Annotated in this window: 18 protein-coding genes; 11 read left to right on the top strand and 7 right to left on the bottom strand. The window is 67.6% G+C overall.

The window, feature by feature from the left end; all coding sequences use genetic code 11:
• Nucleotides 1–23: 23 nt before the first annotated feature.
• Together RJ03_RS31415 and RJ03_RS31410 are read right to left on the bottom strand one after the other, a co-directional pair.
• Entirely contained in the window at nucleotides 24–989 is a 966-nt protein-coding gene (locus tag RJ03_RS31415) for an Rpn family recombination-promoting nuclease/putative transposase (protein WP_083871467.1), read from the bottom strand.
• Nucleotides 990–1,173: 184 nt separating this feature from the next.
• A complete protein-coding gene (locus tag RJ03_RS31410) occupies nucleotides 1,174–2,133 on the bottom strand; it encodes an erythromycin esterase family protein (protein WP_051025497.1) in 960 nt (319 codons plus the stop codon).
• 154 nt (nucleotides 2,134–2,287) lie between these two features.
• Here RJ03_RS31410 and RJ03_RS31405 point away from each other — a divergent pair, with 154 nt between their 5' ends.
• Complete coding sequence (locus RJ03_RS31405; protein ID WP_036509688.1) at nucleotides 2,288–4,279, top strand: ArnT family glycosyltransferase; 1,992 nt, start codon at nucleotides 2,288–2,290, stop codon at nucleotides 4,277–4,279.
• A gap of 45 nt (nucleotides 4,280–4,324) precedes the next feature.
• Here RJ03_RS31405 and RJ03_RS31400 read toward each other — a convergent pair whose 3' ends face one another.
• On the bottom strand, nucleotides 4,325–5,029 hold the full coding sequence (locus RJ03_RS31400) for a DUF8020 domain-containing protein (RefSeq protein WP_036509641.1): 705 nt from the start codon (nucleotides 5,027–5,029) through the stop codon (nucleotides 4,325–4,327).
• 138 nt (nucleotides 5,030–5,167) lie between these two features.
• Nucleotides 5,168–5,797 (bottom strand): TetR/AcrR family transcriptional regulator, encoded by a 630-nt coding sequence (locus RJ03_RS31395; protein ID WP_036509639.1) that lies wholly within the window; start codon nucleotides 5,795–5,797, stop codon nucleotides 5,168–5,170.
• Nucleotides 5,798–5,948: 151 nt separating this feature from the next.
• Between RJ03_RS31395 and RJ03_RS31390 the strand changes: the two genes are divergently transcribed.
• From RJ03_RS31390 to RJ03_RS31380, 3 genes are read left to right on the top strand one after another with little or no spacing between them, the layout of a single operon-like run.
• Nucleotides 5,949–7,325, top strand: coding sequence for a flavin-containing monooxygenase (locus tag RJ03_RS31390; RefSeq protein WP_036509686.1), 1,377 nt, complete (start codon nucleotides 5,949–5,951; stop codon nucleotides 7,323–7,325).
• On the top strand, nucleotides 7,322–8,260 hold the full coding sequence (locus tag RJ03_RS31385) for an alpha/beta hydrolase (protein WP_036509637.1): 939 nt from the start codon (nucleotides 7,322–7,324) through the stop codon (nucleotides 8,258–8,260). The genes RJ03_RS31390 and RJ03_RS31385 overlap by 4 nt, the downstream gene beginning before the upstream one ends.
• Before the next feature lie 59 nt (nucleotides 8,261–8,319).
• Nucleotides 8,320–9,063 (top strand): SDR family NAD(P)-dependent oxidoreductase, encoded by a 744-nt coding sequence (locus tag RJ03_RS31380; protein ID WP_036509684.1) that lies wholly within the window; start codon nucleotides 8,320–8,322, stop codon nucleotides 9,061–9,063.
• Here the strand turns inward: RJ03_RS31380 and RJ03_RS31375 are convergent.
• The 3 genes from RJ03_RS31375 to RJ03_RS31365 form a co-directional block, all read right to left on the bottom strand.
• Complete coding sequence (locus RJ03_RS31375) at nucleotides 9,060–9,488, bottom strand: DUF6508 domain-containing protein (protein ID WP_157122281.1); 429 nt, start codon at nucleotides 9,486–9,488, stop codon at nucleotides 9,060–9,062. The genes RJ03_RS31380 and RJ03_RS31375 overlap by 4 nt on opposite strands.
• An 83-nt stretch (nucleotides 9,489–9,571) precedes the next feature.
• The gene (locus tag RJ03_RS31370; RefSeq protein WP_036509633.1) at nucleotides 9,572–11,077 is read right to left on the bottom strand and encodes a bifunctional phosphatase PAP2/diacylglycerol kinase family protein; all 1,506 of its coding nucleotides are present in this window, start codon (nucleotides 11,075–11,077) and stop codon (nucleotides 9,572–9,574) included.
• Nucleotides 11,078–11,125: 48 nt separating this feature from the next.
• On the bottom strand, nucleotides 11,126–11,833 hold the full coding sequence (locus RJ03_RS31365; RefSeq protein ID WP_036509631.1) for a MerR family transcriptional regulator: 708 nt from the start codon (nucleotides 11,831–11,833) through the stop codon (nucleotides 11,126–11,128).
• Between the two features lie 323 nt (nucleotides 11,834–12,156).
• On the opposite strand from RJ03_RS31365, the gene RJ03_RS35410 reads away from it, so the two are divergent.
• The 7 genes from RJ03_RS35410 (at nucleotide 12,157) to RJ03_RS31330 (ending at nucleotide 19,321) form a co-directional block, all read left to right on the top strand.
• Nucleotides 12,157–12,579 carry a hypothetical protein gene (locus RJ03_RS35410; RefSeq protein ID WP_157163557.1) on the top strand — a complete coding sequence of 141 codons (423 nt, stop codon included), beginning with the start codon at nucleotides 12,157–12,159 and terminating at the stop codon, nucleotides 12,577–12,579.
• A 45-nt stretch (nucleotides 12,580–12,624) separates the two neighbouring features.
• Complete coding sequence (locus RJ03_RS31355; RefSeq protein WP_036509629.1) at nucleotides 12,625–13,515, top strand: ROK family protein; 891 nt, start codon at nucleotides 12,625–12,627, stop codon at nucleotides 13,513–13,515.
• A gap of 224 nt (nucleotides 13,516–13,739) precedes the next feature.
• Entirely contained in the window at nucleotides 13,740–14,891 is a 1,152-nt protein-coding gene (locus tag RJ03_RS31350; protein ID WP_269750214.1) for a GAF domain-containing protein, read from the top strand.
• An 86-nt stretch (nucleotides 14,892–14,977) separates the two neighbouring features.
• On the top strand, nucleotides 14,978–15,988 hold the full coding sequence (locus RJ03_RS31345) for a conjugal transfer protein (protein WP_245552449.1): 1,011 nt from the start codon (nucleotides 14,978–14,980) through the stop codon (nucleotides 15,986–15,988).
• A gap of 18 nt (nucleotides 15,989–16,006) precedes the next feature.
• On the top strand, nucleotides 16,007–16,276 hold the full coding sequence (locus tag RJ03_RS31340) for a hypothetical protein (RefSeq protein WP_036509625.1): 270 nt from the start codon (nucleotides 16,007–16,009) through the stop codon (nucleotides 16,274–16,276).
• Nucleotides 16,266–16,793 (top strand): hypothetical protein, encoded by a 528-nt coding sequence (locus RJ03_RS31335; RefSeq protein WP_063820484.1) that lies wholly within the window; start codon nucleotides 16,266–16,268, stop codon nucleotides 16,791–16,793. Before RJ03_RS31340 ends, RJ03_RS31335 begins: the two co-directional genes overlap by 11 nt.
• Entirely contained in the window at nucleotides 16,793–19,321 is a 2,529-nt protein-coding gene (locus tag RJ03_RS31330; protein ID WP_036509623.1) for an ATP-binding protein, read from the top strand. The genes RJ03_RS31335 and RJ03_RS31330 overlap by 1 nt, the downstream gene beginning before the upstream one ends.
• The last annotated feature ends 2 nt before the right edge of the window (nucleotides 19,322–19,323 follow it).

Raw genomic sequence — 19,323 nt, 5'->3', positions numbered from 1 at the left:
GCGTCGGTCGGACCAGCATCCGGTCAGGCGAAGAATTCGTCGAGGGTGGTTGCGGTCACCACTCGTTCGGCCCACGTTTCCAGTTCGGCTGCGCTGCCGGCTTGTACTCGGTCTGCGACCTCAGCGGCCAGAGGGCCGAACTTGACGGTCAGCTGGCGCAGGATGAGCTTGGCTTGCCCCTTGGTCTGGCCTTCCGCGCGGAGCTGTTCGGCTGTGGTCATCGCGACCTCCTTTGCCAGCGGGCCGAGTTGGTCGACCAGGCGCCCCAGGTCCCGCGCGTTGGTCTCGGACACCTTACTAATGTACGTGAACAGGCTGAACAGGTCATTCGTTGCGTTCGGTGAATCCTCCACAGCGCGCAGTACCTCGATGTGTGGCTGAAGATCCCGGTCCAGGTGCTCGTTCTTGAATGCCAGCCGGTGCAGGATCAGCATCATCAATACCGCTGGTGCCAGCTCACGGGCGTAGAGATCGCTGAACTCGAGTCCGGCGAGGTCGTCGACGATGATCCGGAACCGTGGCACCAGATCGCCGAGTTGTGCGCGGATTGCGGGGTCCGCGCCGATGCGGTCCCACAGTTCGGTGGTGTAGTTCCAGCGCCAGGTGTTCGGGCCGGAGTTGACCACGACCGGTATCACCAGGGGGTAGTAAGCGGAACCGGGCTGGTCGTTCAGGTGCTGAGTCCAAGTGCCGATCATGTACTCGAGGACGCGCAACGGCATATGTTTGTCGGGAGTGCTCTGGTGTTCGAGTAAGAGGTGGATGTACCCGTCGCGACCGCCGACCGTCGCTTTGAACAGGATGTCGCTGTCGCGGTTTCGAAGGTTCGGCAGCACGTATCTGCTGGGCGCCAGTTCCATACCCTCCCAGTCGATCAGCGCGACGAGCCACTCCGGCATGACGGCCCGAAACTCTCCGGCAGCCGCAGCAGGGTTGGACATGATCTTGCGAAACAGCGAGTCGTGCGGATTACCCTGCTTCGCAGTCATATTCGGCAAAGTACCGGCGAACGATCAACACGCCCAACGCCAAGACCATGCAACACACCGCTGTGGCGCAATCATGCCACCCGTGGCGGAAACCGTTCCGTCACATCACCTCTCGTCCACCATCGAATGAACGGCCGCTGGTGCGCTCGGAAGGTGCCGGTCGGGCGGACATCGCCACGACCGTTCATCCACGACGGGACCCGAGTGGCCGGATGGACGTCACCGTTCGGTGGTGGACGACGAGGTCGAACCATTCGCCGAGGGATCCGCCCGAGAGGTGGAACGCGTCATCGTTGTCCGGGTCGTACACGGGCCCGATCAAGCGGGTCTTCGCGGGCTCGGTGAGCCAGGTTCGCACCGAGTCCGGGCCCGGGGTGCGTAGATCCAGCAGATAGGCGTCCAGATCGACGCGGCCGAGTACGGCTTCGGCGAAGTCGGCCGGTGGGGAGGGGAAGGTGTCGGTGGTCGTGCCGTGGTCGAATGTCAGGCCGACGGACAGATAGCCGGAGCCGAAATGCTGCCGGAGATGGCCGCCCGCGCTGCGATGGGTGACCCGCTGGTCGCCGAGGAGAACACGTCGTGCCGCCGCGGCGACCGTATGCGTCGTTCCGCCCCAGTACACGATCTTGTGTCCGGTGTCGGTGTGCCAGCGAATCACATTGTCCGCCAGCATTCTTTCGATCTCGCCGAGGTCGCCGGATTCCGCTGTGACCCGGCCCTCGGGTTCCGGATGGGCGATACGAACAGGATCGTCCGGGTGCTCCTCGTTGTATCGGCGTATCCAGGCGACGACCTCGAGTATCTCCTCGGTCCGCCAGAACGATCGTGCCTCGGTCAGCAGCGCGCGCGGGTCGCCGGCCCCGGTGCGCACATACTCGTCGAGCGCGGCGCTGGTCGCATCGTCGCCTTCCAGGACGAGGCTGCGAAATCCGGCGTGTGCCACGAGGAATCGCAGCAGCCGGTGGGCGGTCACGGACAGCTCGTGGGTGTCGCGGGTCGCGGCTCCCAGGGCGACGACGCGTGCGGCGCCGATCAGCTGACGCAGTGCGGCCGGATCGGTGATCGGCTGCTCGGGGTCCGATGCGGAGAGCGGACGAGCGTGCTGCTCGACCCATTGCGTCACCGTGTCGATCGAAGTGGTCATGCGACAACTCTCTTACCCCAACCCTGGTTGAGGTCAAGGATGTCGTCTCACAGTTCGCGCATAGCTTCGGCAAAGAGCCGGCCCACCTCCGGGCGCGATCCTCGATGCGACGGCCGCGGCAGACAGCCCGGTGAGCGAGGCGGAGGAGAACCGTATGACGATCACAGAGGCGCCGCGTCGGCAGGCCGAGCCGACCGGATCGCCACCGCAGACCGCGAAATGGGGAGCTCTCCTGTCGGGCCCCTCCGACCAGCCGCGATGGGCGCGGCCCGGATTGCTGGTGCTGCTCGTCGCGACCGCGTTCCTGTACCTGTGGGGTCTGAGTGCGTCGGGATGGGCGAACGACTTCTATGCCGCCGCTGTGCAGGCGGGCACGCAGAGCTGGAAGGCCCTGCTGTTCGGATCGCTCGACTCCGGTAACGCCATCACCGTCGACAAACCACCCGCCGCGCTGTGGGTGATGGGATTGTCCGGGCGGCTGCTCGGATTCAGTTCCTTCTCGCTGCTGCTGCCGCAGGCGCTGATGGGTGTGGCGTCGGTCGGGCTGGTGTACGGGGCGGTGCGGCGCTGGAGCGGTCCGGCGGCCGGTCTGATCGCGGGTGCGGCGCTCGCGCTGACTCCCGTCGCGGCGCTGATGTTCCGGTTCGACAACCCGGACGCCCTGCTGGTCCTGCTGCTGGTCGCGGCGGCCTATTGCACCGTCCGCGCCACCGAGAAGGGCAGTGGCCGCTGGCTCGCGGCGGCCGGGGTGGCGGTCGGTTTCGGCTTCCTCACCAAGATGATGCAGGCCTTCCTGGTGCTGCCCGCGCTGGGCCTGGTGTTCCTCGTCGCCGCGCCGATCGCGTTGCGTGCCCGGATCCTGAAACTCCTGGGAGCCGTTGTTGCACTGATCATTTCGGGCGGCTGGTTCGTCGCACTGGTGAGCCTGTGGCCGGCCGATTCGCGCCCCTACATCGGTGGCTCCACCGACAACAGCCTGCTCGAACTCGCCCTGGGCTACAACGGCCTCGGTCGGGTGATGGGCGGCGAAGGCAACGGCGGTGGCGGCGGTGGCCCCGGTGGGGGCGGCAATACCGGATTCGGTGGCAGCACCGGCATCACCCGCCTGTTCGGCGACTCGATGGGCACCGAGATCTCGTGGCTGCTCCCGGCGGCGCTGATCGGGCTGGCGGCCGGCCTGTGGTTCACCCGGCGCACACCGCGCACCGGACGCATCCGCGCGAGCCTGCTCCTCTGGGGCGGCTGGCTGCTGGTCACCGGCGTCGTCTTCAGCTTCATGCAGGGCACCATTCACCCCTACTACACCGTGGCCCTGGCGCCGGCGATCGCCGCGCTGGTCGGCATCGCGGTGGTGGAGCTGTGGCGCGGACGTGAATTCCGTTCGGCGCGTGCGGCATTGGGTCTGATGTTGGCGGCCACCGGCGTGTGGAACTTCGTCCTGCTGGATCGCACACCCGACTGGTATCCGGCGCTGCGCTGGATCGTGCTGGTCGGCTCGATCGTGGTCGCGGCGATCCTCATCGCCGGCGCGCACGCCCTCGGCACGATGACCGTGGCGGTCGCCGCGGCCGGACTGCTGTTCGGCTTCGCCGGCACTGCCGCCTATGCCCTGGAAACCGCGGCGACCCCGCACAGCGGGTCGATTCCGACCTCCGGGCCCAGCAGCGGCCACAGCATGGGCGGGTTCGGCGGCATGCCTCCCGGCGGAAACTCCGCGAACGCGCAACCACCCGGCAGTGCCGATTCCACGGGCTCATCGACCGGTGCGCGCAACGGCAATCCCGGCGGAGGCGACTCCGACAACACCGCCCTGCAGGAACTGCTGAAGAGTGCGACCAACCGCTGGGCGGCCGCCACGGTCGGCTCCCAATCCGCGGGCAGCCTCGAATTGTCCACCGGCACATCGATCATGGCGATCGGCGGCTTCACCGGCAGCGACAACTCGCCAACCCTGGCCCAATTCCAGCAGTACGTGAACAACGGTGACATCCACTACTTCTTCGCGGGCGGCGGCCCCGGTGGCGGCCGTGGTCCGGGTGGCGGCTCCGGCAGCGCGAGCGAGATCACCAGCTGGGTCGAATCCCATTACACCGCAATAACAGTGGGCGGCATGACGGTCTACGACCTGACCCAGCCCACCAGCTGAGGACGAACTCGGGCCCCGCGATCGATCGCGGGGCCCGACTCGCGTTCAGTTGCTCTCGCTGTCGTGGGTGTGCTGTTCGTAGGGCTGGTTCATGGTGTGCTGGAACTTGATTGCGGAGGCGATGCCGACGGGGACGCCGAGGAGCGCGGCGCCGAGGATGGCGCCCATACCGCCCAGGACGCCCGCTCCGGCCAAGCAGCCGGCGATGAGGGTGAGTCCGGCGGCGTCGAGGACGGGCGCGCCGAACACCGCGCCCGCGACGGCGCCGACTCCGCAGCCGACCGCCAGGCCGATGAGACCACCGGTCATCGTTCCGACGCTGGTAGCCAGGCCGAACTCGTTGATAGCGGCCTGGATCGCGGCATCGAAACGCTCGGTCTGCGGATCGCCGTCGATGTTCTCGAGGTGCAGTTCCGGCGTCGCCGCGCGTGCCGCTGCCCGCACCTCGGGTGCGGCGTGGACGGCGGTCAGTGCCTTCGGCTCGGCCGGGAAGGCGGTGACGCCGGCGACCGTGGCGCCGGAGGCGTCGCGCACCTGGAATTGCCCGCCCGCCGCGACGAGCGTGGCCGTCGCGGTCTCGATCACCACGGACTGATCCGCGGTGGAGCTGGTGTACTGCACGCCCGGCATGATCTCGGTGCTCAGGACGTGATCTGCCGCCGTGGGCGCGGCCGATGCGATGGCCGAACCGGCGCCCAGGGCGCCCACCACCGTCATCGCGGTGACGGTCATGCGGGTGATCTTGTTCATCTGATCTCTGTTCCGTTCTGTGTTCTGCGCAGCGCTCGATGGAGCGAGATCAGACACTAACGGAAATGATTTCCATTTTCCATTCGACGATACGAACCGAATGGCGTGAAGTGGGCGCGACAGCGCCGGCGGCCCTGGTCAGGTCGTACGGCGGCTCCGCTGAGACGTGCCGGCAGGGGCGTGGCGCAGAGCGGGCAGCAGGTAGGTGTCCAGGTGATGCGACACGGCGGCGGGATCGTCGGGGTCGATGGTGTCGCCGGGAACGGTGCCGAGACTGATCAGGATCCGGGCCACCCACTCGGCGACTTCGCCCAGGTCGTGGGCGGGGTGTACTTCGCCGCGCTCGGCGGCGCGGTCGATGTAGGGGCGCCAGAACGCGGCCAGCGCGGGGACGAGGGCGGTGACGCCGGCGCCGGCGCACGCCGCGAACTCCTCGGGTTCGGAGGAGCGCAGGCGCATGAGCAGCGCGCCCGGGTCGTCGTAGGCGCCGCGGCCGATGCGCACGCCGATGGTGAGTTGTTCGGCGAAGGTGTCGATGCGGTCGAGTTCGGCGCGCGCGTCGTTCCACCAGGTGTCGGTGAGCCGCACGATCGCGGCGCCGATCAGCGCGGGTTTGTCCGGGAAGTGCCGGTACAGCCAGGCGCGCGAGACGCCCGCCGCCTCGGCCACCTCCATCATGGTAGTGGCCCGAATTCCCTTGGCGGCCAGTAACTTCTGTGTCGCTTCCAAGAGCCGATCGACCACCGTCGTGGTTGTCGTCTCGCTCATCCGCCGCCCCTTTCGCCGCACACCCGCACCGGTCCGCTGTCGACCGGTTTCGGGAAAACCCTAGCAATGTGTGGACAGATCTGAGAATGTGTCTACTAGTAGACAGTATCAAGAATCTGTCTACACGCCCCACGGCGTGAAAGGAGTGGTGATGTATCAACCGCGTACCGCGGTCATCGGCGCCGGAATCAGCGGTCTGACCGCCGGCAAGATGCTCGGCGACTACGGGGTGCCGTATGTGTGCTTCGAATCCTCGGATCGAGTCGGCGGCAACTGGGCCTTCGGCAATCCGAACGGGCACAGCAGCGCATATCGCTCCCTGCACATCGACACCTCGAAACATCAGCTGTCGTTCCGCGACTTCCCGATGCCCGAGGAATTCCCGGACTTCCCGCACCACACCCAGATCAAGCAGTATCTCGACGATTACTGCGCCGCCTTCGATCTCTACCGTTCCATCGAATTCGGCAACGGTGTGGAACACGCGCGGCGCCTGCCGGGTGGCGGCTGGGAGCTGCGCACCCAGCGAAACGAGGTGCGCCACTTCGATTTCCTGGTCGTGGCGAACGGCCATCACTGGGATCCGCGCTATCCGCAATTCCCGGGCGAATTCACCGGCCGCACCATGCACGCCCACCACTACATCGACCCGCGCACCCCGATGGACTTCTCCGATCAGCGCATTCTGGTCGTCGGGCTGGGTAACAGTGCCGCCGATATCGCGGTGGAGCTGTCGTCGAAGGCGCTGGGCAACAAGCTGACGCTGTCCACCCGCTCCGGCGCCTGGATCGTGCCGAAATACATCGCCGGCAAGCCGGCCGACAAGTATTACCGCACCAGCCCGTACATCCCGTTCTCCTGGCAGCGCAAGGTCGCGCAGTGGGGTCAGCCGCTGACGGCGGGGCGGCCGGAGAATTACGGCCTGCCCAAGCCGAATCACAAATTCTTCGAGGCGCATCCGACCCAGTCGGTGGAACTGCCGCTGCGGCTGGGTTCGGGCGATGTGATCCCGAAACCGAATATCGACCGATTCGACGGCGCCACCGTGCATTTCGCGGACGGCACCGCCGACGATTTCGACATCATCATCTACGCCACCGGCTACAACATCACCTTCCCGTTCTTCGACCCGGAGTTCATCAGTGCTCCGGACAACAAGATCGATCTGTACAAGCGGATGTTCCTGCCCGGGATCGAGGATCTGGCCTTCGCCGGATTCGCCCAGTCCACTCCGACTCTGTTCCCGTTCGTCGAATGTCAGGCGCGGTTGATCGGAGCGTATGCGGTGGGCCGCTACCGGTTGCCGTCCGCGGAGGAGATGCGGCGGGTGATCGTCGCCGAACAACAGCACTACACCGGCCATATGGTGCCCAGTGCCCGCCACACCCAGCAGGTGGACTACTTCCTCTACGAACACGATATGCGGGCGCGCGAGATTCCGGCCGGCGCGGAACGAGCGCGGCTGGCGGGGCCACCGCCGTGGGCGCGAGTGACGGAGGCGGATCGACCGGTGGGAGTGGCGCAGTGACGACGTATCGGCAGGTCGACTTCAGCTCCGGCGGAACCACCTGTGACGCATGGTTTTTCGAAGGGGCGGCGGACGGGCCGTTCGACGGTCCCGAGGGCCGCCCGGTCGTGGTGATGGCACACGGATTCGGCGGGACGAAGGATTCCGGACTGGAGCCGTTCGCGCAGCGCCTCGCCGCGGCCGGACTCGCCGTATTCGCCTTCGACTACCGGGGTTTCGGCGCCTCCGCCGGTGCGCCCCGGCAGCGGGTCTCGATGGCCGCGCAGGCCGAGGACTACCGCGCCGCACTGGCCGCGGCCGCACGACAGCCCGGGGTGGATCCGAATCGTCTGGTGGCATGGGGCATCTCACTGTCCGGTGGCCATGCCCTCACCGTCTCCGCGGATCGCTCCGACATCTGCGCCGTGGTGGCGCTGGTGCCGCTGGTGAACGGATTGGCCGCGGGCCGAGTCGCTTTCGCGCAGGTCGGCGCGGCGGCGATCGCGAAATCCACGGTGTCGAGTGTGCGCAGCGCCCTGGCCGGCCGCTTCGGTGGCAATCGGGTGATGATGCCGCTGGTCGGCAGGCCCGGCGAGCATGCCGCCCTGACCGCCGACGGCTATTACGAGAGCTATACCGCACTGGCCGGTCCGACCTGGCGCAACGAGGTCGACGCGGCGATCGGGCTGGAACTGGGCAACTACCGCGCCGATCGGCGAGCCACGCGCATCACCGCGCCGGTGCTGATGCAGATCGCCGACTTCGACCGGGCCGCGCCGGCTCATGCGGCGGCCAAGGCCGCCTTCGCCGCACAAGCCGAGGTGCGCCACTATCCGTGCGACCACTTCGACATCTTCGCCGGCAACGACTGGTTCGAACCCGCCGTCGACCATCAGGTGCACTTCCTGACCCGCCATCTCGCCGCGCAGCGCGCGACCACCCAGGAGGCGCGGTGATGAGCACACCCGGCGACGCGGCGAACCTGCCCGAAACCCCTGCGGGCACACGGGGCGCGATGGTGATCGGCGGCGGTTCGGGCATCGGCCGCGCCACCGGACATGCGCTGGCGCGCGACGGTTTTCGCGTCGTGGTCGCCGATGTGAATCTCGAGGCGGCACGGACGGTGGCGGCCGAGATCGGCGGTGCGGCGAGCGCGGTGGCGCTCGACGTCACCGACGAGGCCTCGGTGGCCGCCGGCTTCGACGCGAGTGGCGACCTCCACGCGGTGGTGAACTGCGCGGGTCTGTCACTGCCCGGCCCGATCACCGAACTCGAACTGGCACAGTGGAAGACGACCGTCGACGTCTGCCTCACCGGATCCTTCCTGGCGATCAAATACGCGGGCCGCCACCTCGCCGACGGCGGATCCATCACCTGCATCGCCTCCCTCAACGGCCGTCAGCCCGGCACCGGAATGGCCGGTTACTGTTCGGCCAAGGCGGGTGTGCTGATGCTGGTGAAGGTCGCGGCGCTGGAGTTGGCCGAGCGTGGCATCCGGGTGAACGCGATCAGTCCGGGCCTGGTCGACACCCCGCTGGTCGCCGGTATCGCGTATGTGCCGGGGTTGACCGAGGAATATTTGGAGAACACCCCGCTCGGGCGCAGCGGCCGGCCCGAGGAGATCGCCGAGATGGCGGCCTTCCTGGCCTCCGACCGGGCCAGCTGGATGACCGGTGCGGCCGTCGATCTCAACGGCGGCGCGCATCTGAAGCGCTATCCCGACGTCCTCGCCCGGGTGCGCGCGCTGGCCGAGGGTTAACGTCCCGCGTGCGGGTAGGTGTGCTGATGCAGGCGGTGCAGGAGCGCCTGCATCAGCCCCGACTCGAAGGCCGAGGCCAGCGTGCCCTCGGTGAAGCGGTCCGCGCGGACCAGCAGGGTGAGGTATTGCAGGCACTGCTGGGCCGTGCAGGTCGCCAGCACCGCGCGGTCGCGGCGCTGGATCACCTGCTGCCCTTCTTCCCAAGCGCCCCAATTGAAGTGGGTCAGCAGCAGATGCCGATCGACCAGGAAGCGCACCACCTCGTCCAGGACCGGCGCCTTCCGCGACCGGGCCGCGGCGGCGGTGCCGGAGGCGGCTTTGTCGACCCGGCACACCAGATCGGTGAGCACGCCGCGATCGTGTGCGGTCAGCCGCGCCAGAGCGGCCTCGGCCGATTCGACCGTCATGGGATTGGCCTGCGTCACGATCCGACACCTCCGTCATGTGAAAACTAGGGATTTCATACCACGAGGTGTGTACTTCTTCTCGGCGCAGGCTCCGGTGCGGGCTAGCGGCGGGGACCCGAATCGCGGTCGGCAACCCGGAATACCGGCAGTGTCGACGGATCGCCGATGAAATCGAAAGACGCACCGCGCGTGTCGACTTCGCCGTCGGTGGCCAGCGAAATCGGCGGTCCGTCCACGCGTACCCGCAACTTGTCCGCACGCCGATGGACGTAGGTGGGCGAATCACCGAGGGTTCCGGTGAGCGAGGCCCAGATCAGCCGCGCCCGCGAGAACCGCCGATCCGCCCGCAGATACCGGATATCGAGTCCCGCACCGTGCAGATCGGTTCGGGCCGTGGGCACTTGGTCGCCGGGGCGGTAGGTTCCGTTGCCCACGAACAACATCCACACCGAGGCCGGCTCGCCGTCGATGGTGGCGCGCAGCGGCTGGGCGCGCACGAGCACGCAGACCATCGCCACCGCGGCGGCCGGCCATTTGCCGATGCGATGTTCCCAGCGTTCGCGCAGCCGGACGAAATCCGGATAACCGCCAAGGCTGGCGGTGTTCACCAGCGTGCGTTCGCTGCCGTCGTCCAGGCGCACCCGCGCGGTGTCGGCCAGCGCCAGTTGACCGGAGGAGAGGGCGATGACGGTGGCGGCGATATCCTCGACACCCACGTCGCGGGCGAAATGGTTCAGGGTGCCGCCCGGGAAGACGGCCAGCGGGAGCCCGTGTCGCACAGCCGCTTCCGCGACCGCCGAGACCGTGCCGTCCCCGCCCAGAACGCCGAGCGCGCGAATCGAACCGGATCGCACCCGGGTGTCGATCTCGGCGTCCAAGTCGATATCCTCGCCGAGTTCGAGCAGAACCGCCTCCGGCAGCTTCCGGATCAGATCGGCCAGCAGTCCGCCGCCGTCGCCGCTACCGGCATTCGGATTCGCGACCAGCAGCAGGCCCTCGCCGCCGATCAGCGGTTCGATCCGCTGGGCCGGGCCGACCGTCGCGGGTTCGTCGCGACGCACCGCCCACCATCGCCTGGTGCCCACCGCGACGGCGGCGCCGAGCGCCGCGCCGGCGAGCACGTCGGTGGGCCAGTGCACGCCCACGTGCACCCGCGAATACGCGACCGCCGCCGCCACCGGCGCCACCGCGACCGCCAGCGCCGGTGATTCCTGCGCCACTCCGGTGACGAAGGCCGCCGCCGAGGCGGCGTGGCCGGAGGGAAACGACGAGGAGATCGGCGGCGAGATCAGGCGCCGCATCTGCGGCACCGCCTCGGCAGGGGGCCGGCGCCGCGGGAACAGTGGTTTGCCGACGCCGTTGGCCAGCCCGCTCGCGATGCCGACGGCGACGAGTCCGCGCGCTCCGGCGCGGCGCTGAGCAGTGGTCCCGAAGGCGATGGCGCCCACGCCCGCCGCGATCCACAGCCGATTGGCGTTGGCGGCGTGGCTCAGCGAGCGCAGAACGGTATCGGCGGCACTCGGCCGCAACCGCGCGCTCCGGTCGACCAGACGCCGATCCAGCGTATTGATTCCGCGAACCCGCCGCGGGACGAGAGGCCTGCGCATTCCCAGAGCCTACCGGCCCGGTGCGACGGACACGGCGAACAACCGGACTTATCGGGCGGCCTCGTTGGGTGCGGGCAGTTCCGCGTGCCGGGCGAAGGCCTGGTCGATGAGCTCGGAGGCGGCGCGGGTGACGATCAGGCGGGCGATGGCCACCTCGGTTTCCAGCCGCGCGCGGTCCTTGCTGTCGCGCTGTGAGCGCTCGTAGGCCTGCCCGGCCAGGCAGTAGAACAATTCGGTGGCGTAGCGGTCGGCGATCTGGTTGCATTCCCCGCGCAGCCGCTCGACGAGCTGGAAGGCGGTGGTGTCGGGCACCCCGCTGTCGATGAGGCGCGCGGCGAGGTCGCCACAGCGCGGATTGGCGACCCGATAGGCCTCCAGGGGGTCGGAACTGCCGGCCAGTGCCTGTTTGACGTAGTCGGGCAGATCCGCGAGCGGATCGTCGTTGTTCGGCTTCTCCTGTGTGGCAGCGGGTTCGCGCTCGCCCGGAGCGTCGCTTACCCCGAGGACGTCGGCGAGCCCGTCGCCGCGATCCCATGCCTCGAGCAGTTCACGGATCCCGTTGAGCTTCATACCCCGGCTGAGCAGCCGGCTGATCGTGTGCAGCCGCTCCAGGTGATCGGATCCGTAGTAGCCGATGCGGCCCCGGACTTCCGGTGACGGCAACAACCCCCGTTCGTGGTACACGCGGACACTGCGCACGGTGGTGTCTGCTGCCCGCGCCAGCTCGTCGATCGTGTACTCCGAGTGCACAGCCATACCTCTTAGGAAATCACAACTTACCCCGTAGAAAAACGGACCGTACAAAAACGTCCCGTTAAGTGACGATACATCCGTGCAACGACTTGGTCAATGTGCCGTTAAATAGCGGCGAAAGCGGTTGCTGACAGCCAAATCGTGGGTTAACGTGCCGAGTACAGCAGTTCGCTGCTGGTTGCCGGGGACTGTTGAGCAGCCCCGATGCCCGCCCGACCATGGGCCACGTCTGCGAACCACACGGTGATTGCACGCGTGTGTCCTCGGCATCCCCGGAGACGGAAATGAGCACAATCCACTCGCGTCGGCTTCCCCTCGGATCCCCTGTGCCGACCGCACTTTCACCTCTACCCGCGCCGTCGGCGACAGTGCGCTCCGCGCACCGGCCCCCCTGCGCGGACGGCCCCGACGACTGGGATCTCGACGTGGGCAACCCCGAATCCTGGCGCGCCGCAGTGCGGATCTGTTCCGGCTGCCCCCTGCTGGCCGAATGTTCCCAGCTCGCACAGACTCTCATCACGCGCGGTGACGGCCCCCGCGCGATGATCTGGGCCGGCGTCGCCTACGACAGCGCGGGCAAGATCGTGGAGAACCTGGACCGCCACCGCACCGCGCCGATCGACCACAAACGCCCGCTGCGCATCATCCGCACCGGCGCGCGGCCGGTCTGTGCCGAACCCGCGCCGCCCACCCCACGGCGGCGTATCGTGCTCGGGCATCGGCTGCGGCCGACCGGGATCGGCGCGTGACGAACGCGCCGATGGATGGAAACGATTGTGGCGGTGGGTGACTGAATGACGGTTCTGGCTCTGCAGATCGGTGCGGACGGCTTCGCGGCGTGCCGGGTGGCCGACGATGTCGAGGAAGACGACGTCCGCCGCGTTCCGATACCGGCCGCCGGCACCTGGGAAGTGTGCCGCGACCTGCTCGTCGAGGCGGCCGAGGGCCAGGACGTCACCGCCGTAGGAATCGCCTCGCCGGGCCCGATCGACATGTCCGCCGGTGTGGTGGCGCCCGTCGAGATACCCGAGTGGCGAACCGGTTTCGCGCTGACGCAAGCGGTGGGCAAACTGTTCCCGGCGGCGAATGTGCAGATCGGCCTCGACGGCGTGTGTATGTCGCTGGCCGAGCGCAACTTCGGGGCCACCAGTGACGTCATGGACGCGCTGTCGGTGCTGGTCTCCGACCGGATCACCGCGGGCGTATCGGTCGGCGGGTTCTCCGTGGTCGGGCGCACCGGCAACGCGGGACATTTCGGCCACGTGCTCGTTCCGGGCTTCGACGACCCCTGTGAATGCGGTGGTCGTGGCTGTGTCGAGGCCGTGGCCGGTGGGCGTTCGCTGCTTCGCTGGGCGCGGGCCCAGGGCTTCGGTGGCACGACCGTGGCCGAGCTGAACACCGCGGCGGCGGACGGGGATTCCGTGGCGACCGAGGGCTTGCAGCGGGCGGGCACGGCGCTGGGCCGGGCCATCGCCTCGGTGGCGCCCCTGCTCGACTTCGACCTGGTGGTGCTGGGTGGCACGGTGTCCAAAGCCGGTCCGGCGCTGTGGAAACCGTTGAACGCGGCAGTGGCGACGCACGCCCGTATCGGCTTTCTCACCGGGCTGCGGGTGATCCCGTCGGAGATCGACGACATCGGTGTACTGGCCGGCGCCGGAGTGCTCGGCATCATGGCCGGCGGCTGATCGAACCGCACTCGTACCGAAGAGCCGATACCGGAGCGTCTTCCGTCCTATGGTGGGATGAAGTGCTCCGGTCGGTTTGTTATGCCGTCGGTCGGCTCACCTGCTACCTGCGGAAATGCCGAAACCTGTTGATTGAACCGCTATCTAACGGTACATTAAACAGGTAACGAGCTGACTCGTCGGAGTCAGATCCCCCGGAGGAACGGCTGGTACGGGCGAGCGCGATGCGAAGCGACGCAGTAATCCCATGGATAACCATTGAGACGTTGATGCCGGACGTGATGACGGTGGCATCGGTGGGGGAGACGCCGCGTGAGTTCGCGAGCTGGCAGCGAGTCGTGCAGCGGGTGCTGACGAAGATGCCGGCGGTATACGACAGCCTCACCACCGCGCGGCTTGCCGATGCGCTGTATTCGGCACGGGACCGGGCCGAGGAGGTGGATCTGCGGATCCCGACCCGGGCCGGACAACACGAACTGAAGCTGCGGCCGGTCTTCGGTCCGGCCGGCGACGTGCACGGCCTGCGGCTGTGGATAGGACCGGCCGCGGCCACGGTCGCCGAGCCGCGTCCCGCGGTCGGCGCGATCTGGGATCTGGACTCCCAGACCGTGCAGCAGCCCAGCGGGATCACCCGATTGCCCGGCGTGGACGTGCAGGAATATGTGCCCCGGATGTCGATCGCCGAGGTGTTCCACCGCATGACGGCCTTCGATCGCCATTCGGAAGTGCTCGATCTGCTCTACGAGCCCAAGGCCGGCGCCAAGATGCAATTCGACGTCGCGGTGCCGCACAACTCCGGCAGGCCCGGCCGCTGGCGGGTCACCATCCGCGCACGCGACGACGACCGCACCCGTGGTGCGTGGTGGTTGATCGAGGATGTGTCCTCCGATGATCAGCCCGCGACGTGGTCGACGCTCGAACGCGTCGGACTGCGCGAGGCGCATCGACGAGCCGGAACCCATCTGGCGGTCATCGAACTCGAGCACACCAGCATCTCGCACTGGCTCACCGATCCGGCGCCATGGATGCGCTGGGACTACCTGTTCCGTCCGGTGGACGTCTTCCATCCCGACGACCGTGGCCGGCTGATCGAACTCAGCGGACGGCTGGCGGCCGGAGACACGGCCGGAGTGACGGTGCGAGCGCTCAATTACGGCGGCGGCTACACACCGACCTCGATGCTGCTGTATCCGTATCCGGGATATTCGACGCGGCAGCTGGCCATCGCGCAATTGGTTCGGGTCGCCGACGACGTCCCGATGATGGAACCGCATCGCGAGGCGTTCGCGGCGCGGAACCATCGGGTGCCGATCGGTTACGACGATCAACTTCAGCACCGGCTCGCCTTTCGCATGAATCGCAGCCCGGTGAATTGACGCCCACGCCGGTATCGCCGGCGAAGTTCCCATCCGGGGGAATAGCCGAAACCGGTAACGTGGTGCAGCTCTCTACCATTTCGAGAGTGCGGACATCGGCTGGCAGACGGGCGGATTCGGGCGAGGAGTTACTTCGCCGGATGGCCGCTCGCCGCCGCCGCGACAACGCCGTATTCGCCGTCCTCGCCGTGCTGGCGGTCCTCGGTGGCGGGCACGCGGTACTGAGCTGGTTCGCCACACCGCCGCCGGGGCCTTCCGACGCCACGACCACCACGATCGTCGGAAATGCGCAATTGGCGGAATCGTTCGCGCAGGAATTCGTGGTGACCTACCTGTCGGCGACGAACGGGCAGCAGGAGAAGCTCGCCGAATTCGTCGACGCACAGCAGATGACGCTCCCGTCCACGCCGCGGCAGGTCTCCGATCCGATCGTCGTCTTCGCCTCGCGCAGTATCGGCAACAGCAGTATGGACGTCTGGGCGGTGACCGTATCGGTCCGCGTCGCGAAAACCGGTGCGGCGGGCGGACTTCGCGAGTACTACCGCGTGCCGGTCTCGGTCGCCGCCGACGGCCGCCGCCGCGCGCTGGCACTCCCGTCGGCGGTCGGCGCGCCCGGCCGCGGCAACGATCTGGTACTGAACTACGAGATCTCCTGCGGCACCGACACTCCGCTGGCACAGGTGGCATCCGGATTCCTGGCCGCCTACCTCACCGGCTCCGGCGACGTGGCCCGCTACGTCACGCCCAACTCCGGGATCGCGGCCCTGCAACCGGCTCCGTACACGGCCGTCGAGACGACCACGGTGTCGTCGGAGGACGCGAGCTGTGGTGCGAGCGCGGGCTCGGCGAAAGTGCTCGCCACGATCAATCCGAAGGCCGGCGCCGGCGCCGCTCCGACTCTGGCCTATCCGCTCACGATGATCCGCAACTCGGGACAGTGGCAGGTGCAATCCATGGATGCCCTTCCGGCCCTGCGCAACCCGCTGGCGGTCGTCTCCGGCGCACAGACGCAGGACTCCGCCAAGGCGTCCGCTTCCGGCACTCCGACCACCGCACCGTCGACCGCGGTCTCGGTCCCACCGGCGACACAGAACTGATCCGGAAAGGACGGCGTCATGGGAAGTCAACTCGGCTACATCCTCTTCAACATCCTGCAATTCGTGCGCTGGGCAGGCATCATCATCATCGCGATCGCGGGTATGACGCTGCTCATCTCCGAGGGGGTGAAATCGAAACTGTCCCCCGGAAAGGTGCTCGGCGTCGCGGCGTCGGCCATCGTGGCGGCGATCCTGTTCTGGATCCTGCCGACCGTGGTGAACTACGCCCGGGTGGACTCCAACCGCATCGTGCCGGACCAGCCCGTCGGCGGAGTGTATGGCCACTGAGCTGATCAAGGTCTACACGCCGATCAAACGTGTCCCGATCATGATCGGCAAGGCCCAGAACGGGCAGAAGCTTCCGTTCGGGCCGTACACCCTGCCGCAGATCATCTCCGGCGTGGTGGTGATCCTGATCGCCTCGGTTCTGGCGATGGCGTTGCCGATCAACCCGGCGGTGACCTTCTTGATCGGGGTGGCCCTGACCGTCGCCGTGGTGTTCGGCATCGGCCTGATTCCGTATACCGGTGTGCGGCTGACGTCCCGCGTGATGTGGGTGGGACGGTTGATCCTGATTCGAAAGCCGGTGTCCGCCTCCGGAATTCCGGTGACCCCCGACTCCGCGCGGCACACGATGTACGTCGAGGAGAGCATCGTGGTGATCCTGCCCGATCGACGGGCCGACGCCGTGGAGCCGCCACCACCGCGGACCCGCGTGCTGCCCGGGAATGTGCTCGACAGATGGAGTAGGACGTTGGCGAAGGTGAGCGACAACGACAGTGTGCCCGCCGGGGAGCGTGGCTGATGGCATTCGTTCGCGATCTGCAACCGACCGCGGCGGTGCGCGGAAATCTCCAGTTCACGCACGCCGGACTGGTGACCGCCACCTATTTCATCAATCCCCTCGGTTACGGACTGCGCCGGTCGGGCGACAAACACAACGTGAAATCGGCGCACCACGCGCTGGTGAACAGCCTGCCCGCCGGTTCGCTGCTGCTGGGCATTCAGGCCCGGCTCAATACGCTGGATGTCCTGAGCAAAATGGTCGAGGGCGTGGACCTCGACGAATGCGAGGACTACGCCCTCGAGGTGGTCGCCTCCTACGAGCGGGTGCAGGCGATCCTGCCGCAGACGCGGATATTCCTGCTGAGCATTCCGGTGGGTAATGCCGGCGCCGGGATCTCCGGGCTCTCGCGGATGTGGCGCAGTGGTTCCACCGCGGTCGACGTCTCGTCGATCTCGCGCGAAGCGCTCGACCAATACGACGAGAAGGCCAACGAGATCCTGTCCCGCATCGGCGGTGACTTCGATCCGGTTCCGGTGCCGGCCGCGATATTCCAGTGGTTGTGGGAGCACTATCTCTCCCGTGGCGCGGCGGGCGATCCGGTCGCGCCCACGCGCGCGGGAGTGATCGACGACGCCACCGCGGCGGTATTCCGCTCCGCCGCCCTCGACGAGGGGGCCCAGGCCGACAGCAGCCGCCGCGTCCGACCGTCGTTCGTACCGGTGATCAAGGTGGTGCAGCCCGACTACGAATTCCGCCCGTCGTATCAGGCCATGCTCACCCCGCACGCATTTCCCTACGGCGGCATGCCTTTTCCCGGTGGCAGCGAATTCCTCGGTGTGCTCGAAGGGATGGACGACGTCACGGTCGACTGGGCGATGCGGGTGTCGACCAAACCGGCCGAATCCGTGCTCAAGAGCAACGAACTGAATCTGCGCCGCCTCGGCGAACAGATGGATCAGCGCGACCAGGAGATCTCGTTCGCGCAGAACACCCTGATGTCCAAGGCGGCGATGCTCGCCGAGTACAACCACCACTTCGAGGTCAACAGCGGTGAATCGGAGGTGTCGTTCACGACGGTGATCGCGGTCGGCAGCTCCTCACACGAGACCACGATGGACGCCGTCAACATGCTCAAGCGGCGCTACAAGCGTTTCCAGGTCGAGATGACCGCGCCGCTGGGTGCCCAGGTCGATCTGTGGTCGATGATGATTCCCGGCAGCCCGCACCGCCGGGCCTACGACGACTTCGCGCACATCCTGCCCTCGGATATGTGGGCGGGTTTCGTACCGTTCACCACCAGTCAGATCGGTGACGACAGTGGGCCCGTCATCGGGGTGAACCTGCTCTCGGGCAATTACGAGCCGATCCATTTCGGGATCATGGAGGCGGCGCTGCACGATCTGTCCGCCTCGTTCGCCGTCACTGGCGAATTGGGTTCGGGCAAGTCGTATTTCCTGAAACTGATGGCCGTGCTCGTCCACGATATGGGCGGGCAGTTCCTGGCTATCGACCGCAGTCAGGTGGGGGAGTGGGAATACTTCGCCTCCTCCATCGACAATGCCGTCGTCATCGATCTGAGTAATCCGACCGTCTCCCTGGACCCGCTGCGATTGTTCGCGCCCCGGGTCGCCGGCGAGCGGACACTGGATTCCATTCTGCCGCTGCTGGATCTGTCGCCGACCAGTGGAGCCGGCGCGGCCATGAGCAGTCTGCTCACGCCTCGCGGCATCGCCGAACACGGCATTCGCAGCATGCTGGACCTGCACGATGTGGTCTGCCGGTTGCGCGACAGCGGCGCCGGTGACGAATTCGCGGATCTGGCCGCGCGCCTGGGCACCATTCTCGATCGGGTTCCGGTGCTGTTCGATCCGACGCTGCCGGTGCTGCGGCTCGATGCCGCCGCCACCGTGGTGCGCAGCCACAATCTGGCGCTGCCCACCGCCGAGGAATTGACCACCCCGCACCTCTACAACCGGCTGCCGCTGACCAAGCGGCTCGGCACCGCACTCTACGAACTCGTGGGAGTCGCCGCGCGCGAGGCGTTTCTGTCCGACAACGGCCGGTTCGGACTCCTCGTCGGCGATGAGGCCCACCACTTCACCCAAACCCACGTCGGATCGGCCGTCACGTCCGATTTCAGCCGTGACGGCCGAAAGCACCTGGCCGCCATCGGTTTGGCCTCCCACGATCCGGCCACCGACTTCCGGGGCGCGGCGCACAATCTGATCCCGAACCGTTTCGTCTTCCGGCAGCGCGACGAAACGCTGGCGCGCAACAGTTTGCAGTGGCTGGGCGTCGACCTGGACGAGACTCCGTTCCTGCTGCAGGTGCTGCGGGAGGAGACGTCACCGCCCAGCGGGCCGGGACGCACCGTGCCGGACGAACGCCGCGGTGAGATGTTCATGCGCGATGCGCTCAACCGCATCGGCCGCGGAAAGGTCTTCGGTCCCGCCCGGCCGGATCGCGCGGAGGCGATCGGCAGTACGCCGCAGACCGCGGGAGCCGGTGCGCGCCGGTCGGCCGTGGCCCGGCAGGTCTCGGTGTGAGC

Origin of the sequence: Nocardia aobensis NBRC 100429, from assembly GCF_000308375.1 — a bacterium.
GTDB classification, from domain to species: Bacteria; Actinomycetota; Actinomycetes; order Mycobacteriales; family Mycobacteriaceae; genus Nocardia; species Nocardia aobensis.
This window is presented reverse-complemented; position numbering and strand designations above follow the sequence as displayed.

Bases quoted from the DNA above. Each gene is read 5' to 3' on its own strand.
- RJ03_RS31415 (WP_083871467.1), bottom strand. From the start codon at position 989: ATGACTGCGAAGCAGGGTAATCCGCACGACTCGCTGTTTCGCAAGATC.
- RJ03_RS31410 (WP_051025497.1), bottom strand. From the start codon at position 2,133: ATGACCACTTCGATCGACACGGTGACGCAATGGGTCGAGCAGCACGCT.
- RJ03_RS31405 (WP_036509688.1), top strand. From the start codon at position 2,288: ATGACGATCACAGAGGCGCCGCGTCGGCAGGCCGAGCCGACCGGATCG.
- RJ03_RS31400 (WP_036509641.1), bottom strand. From the start codon at position 5,029: ATGAACAAGATCACCCGCATGACCGTCACCGCGATGACGGTGGTGGGC.
- RJ03_RS31395 (WP_036509639.1), bottom strand. From the start codon at position 5,797: ATGAGCGAGACGACAACCACGACGGTGGTCGATCGGCTCTTGGAAGCG.
- RJ03_RS31390 (WP_036509686.1), top strand. From the start codon at position 5,949: ATGTATCAACCGCGTACCGCGGTCATCGGCGCCGGAATCAGCGGTCTG.
- RJ03_RS31380 (WP_036509684.1), top strand. From the start codon at position 8,320: ATGGTGATCGGCGGCGGTTCGGGCATCGGCCGCGCCACCGGACATGCG.
- RJ03_RS31370 (WP_036509633.1), bottom strand. From the start codon at position 11,077: ATGCGCAGGCCTCTCGTCCCGCGGCGGGTTCGCGGAATCAATACGCTG.
- RJ03_RS31365 (WP_036509631.1), bottom strand. From the start codon at position 11,833: ATGGCTGTGCACTCGGAGTACACGATCGACGAGCTGGCGCGGGCAGCA.
- RJ03_RS31355 (WP_036509629.1), top strand. From the start codon at position 12,625: ATGACGGTTCTGGCTCTGCAGATCGGTGCGGACGGCTTCGCGGCGTGC.
- RJ03_RS31350 (WP_269750214.1), top strand. From the start codon at position 13,740: ATGCGAAGCGACGCAGTAATCCCATGGATAACCATTGAGACGTTGATG.
- RJ03_RS31340 (WP_036509625.1), top strand. From the start codon at position 16,007: ATGGGAAGTCAACTCGGCTACATCCTCTTCAACATCCTGCAATTCGTG.
- RJ03_RS31335 (WP_063820484.1), top strand. From the start codon at position 16,266: ATGGCCACTGAGCTGATCAAGGTCTACACGCCGATCAAACGTGTCCCG.
- RJ03_RS31330 (WP_036509623.1), top strand. From the start codon at position 16,793: ATGGCATTCGTTCGCGATCTGCAACCGACCGCGGCGGTGCGCGGAAAT.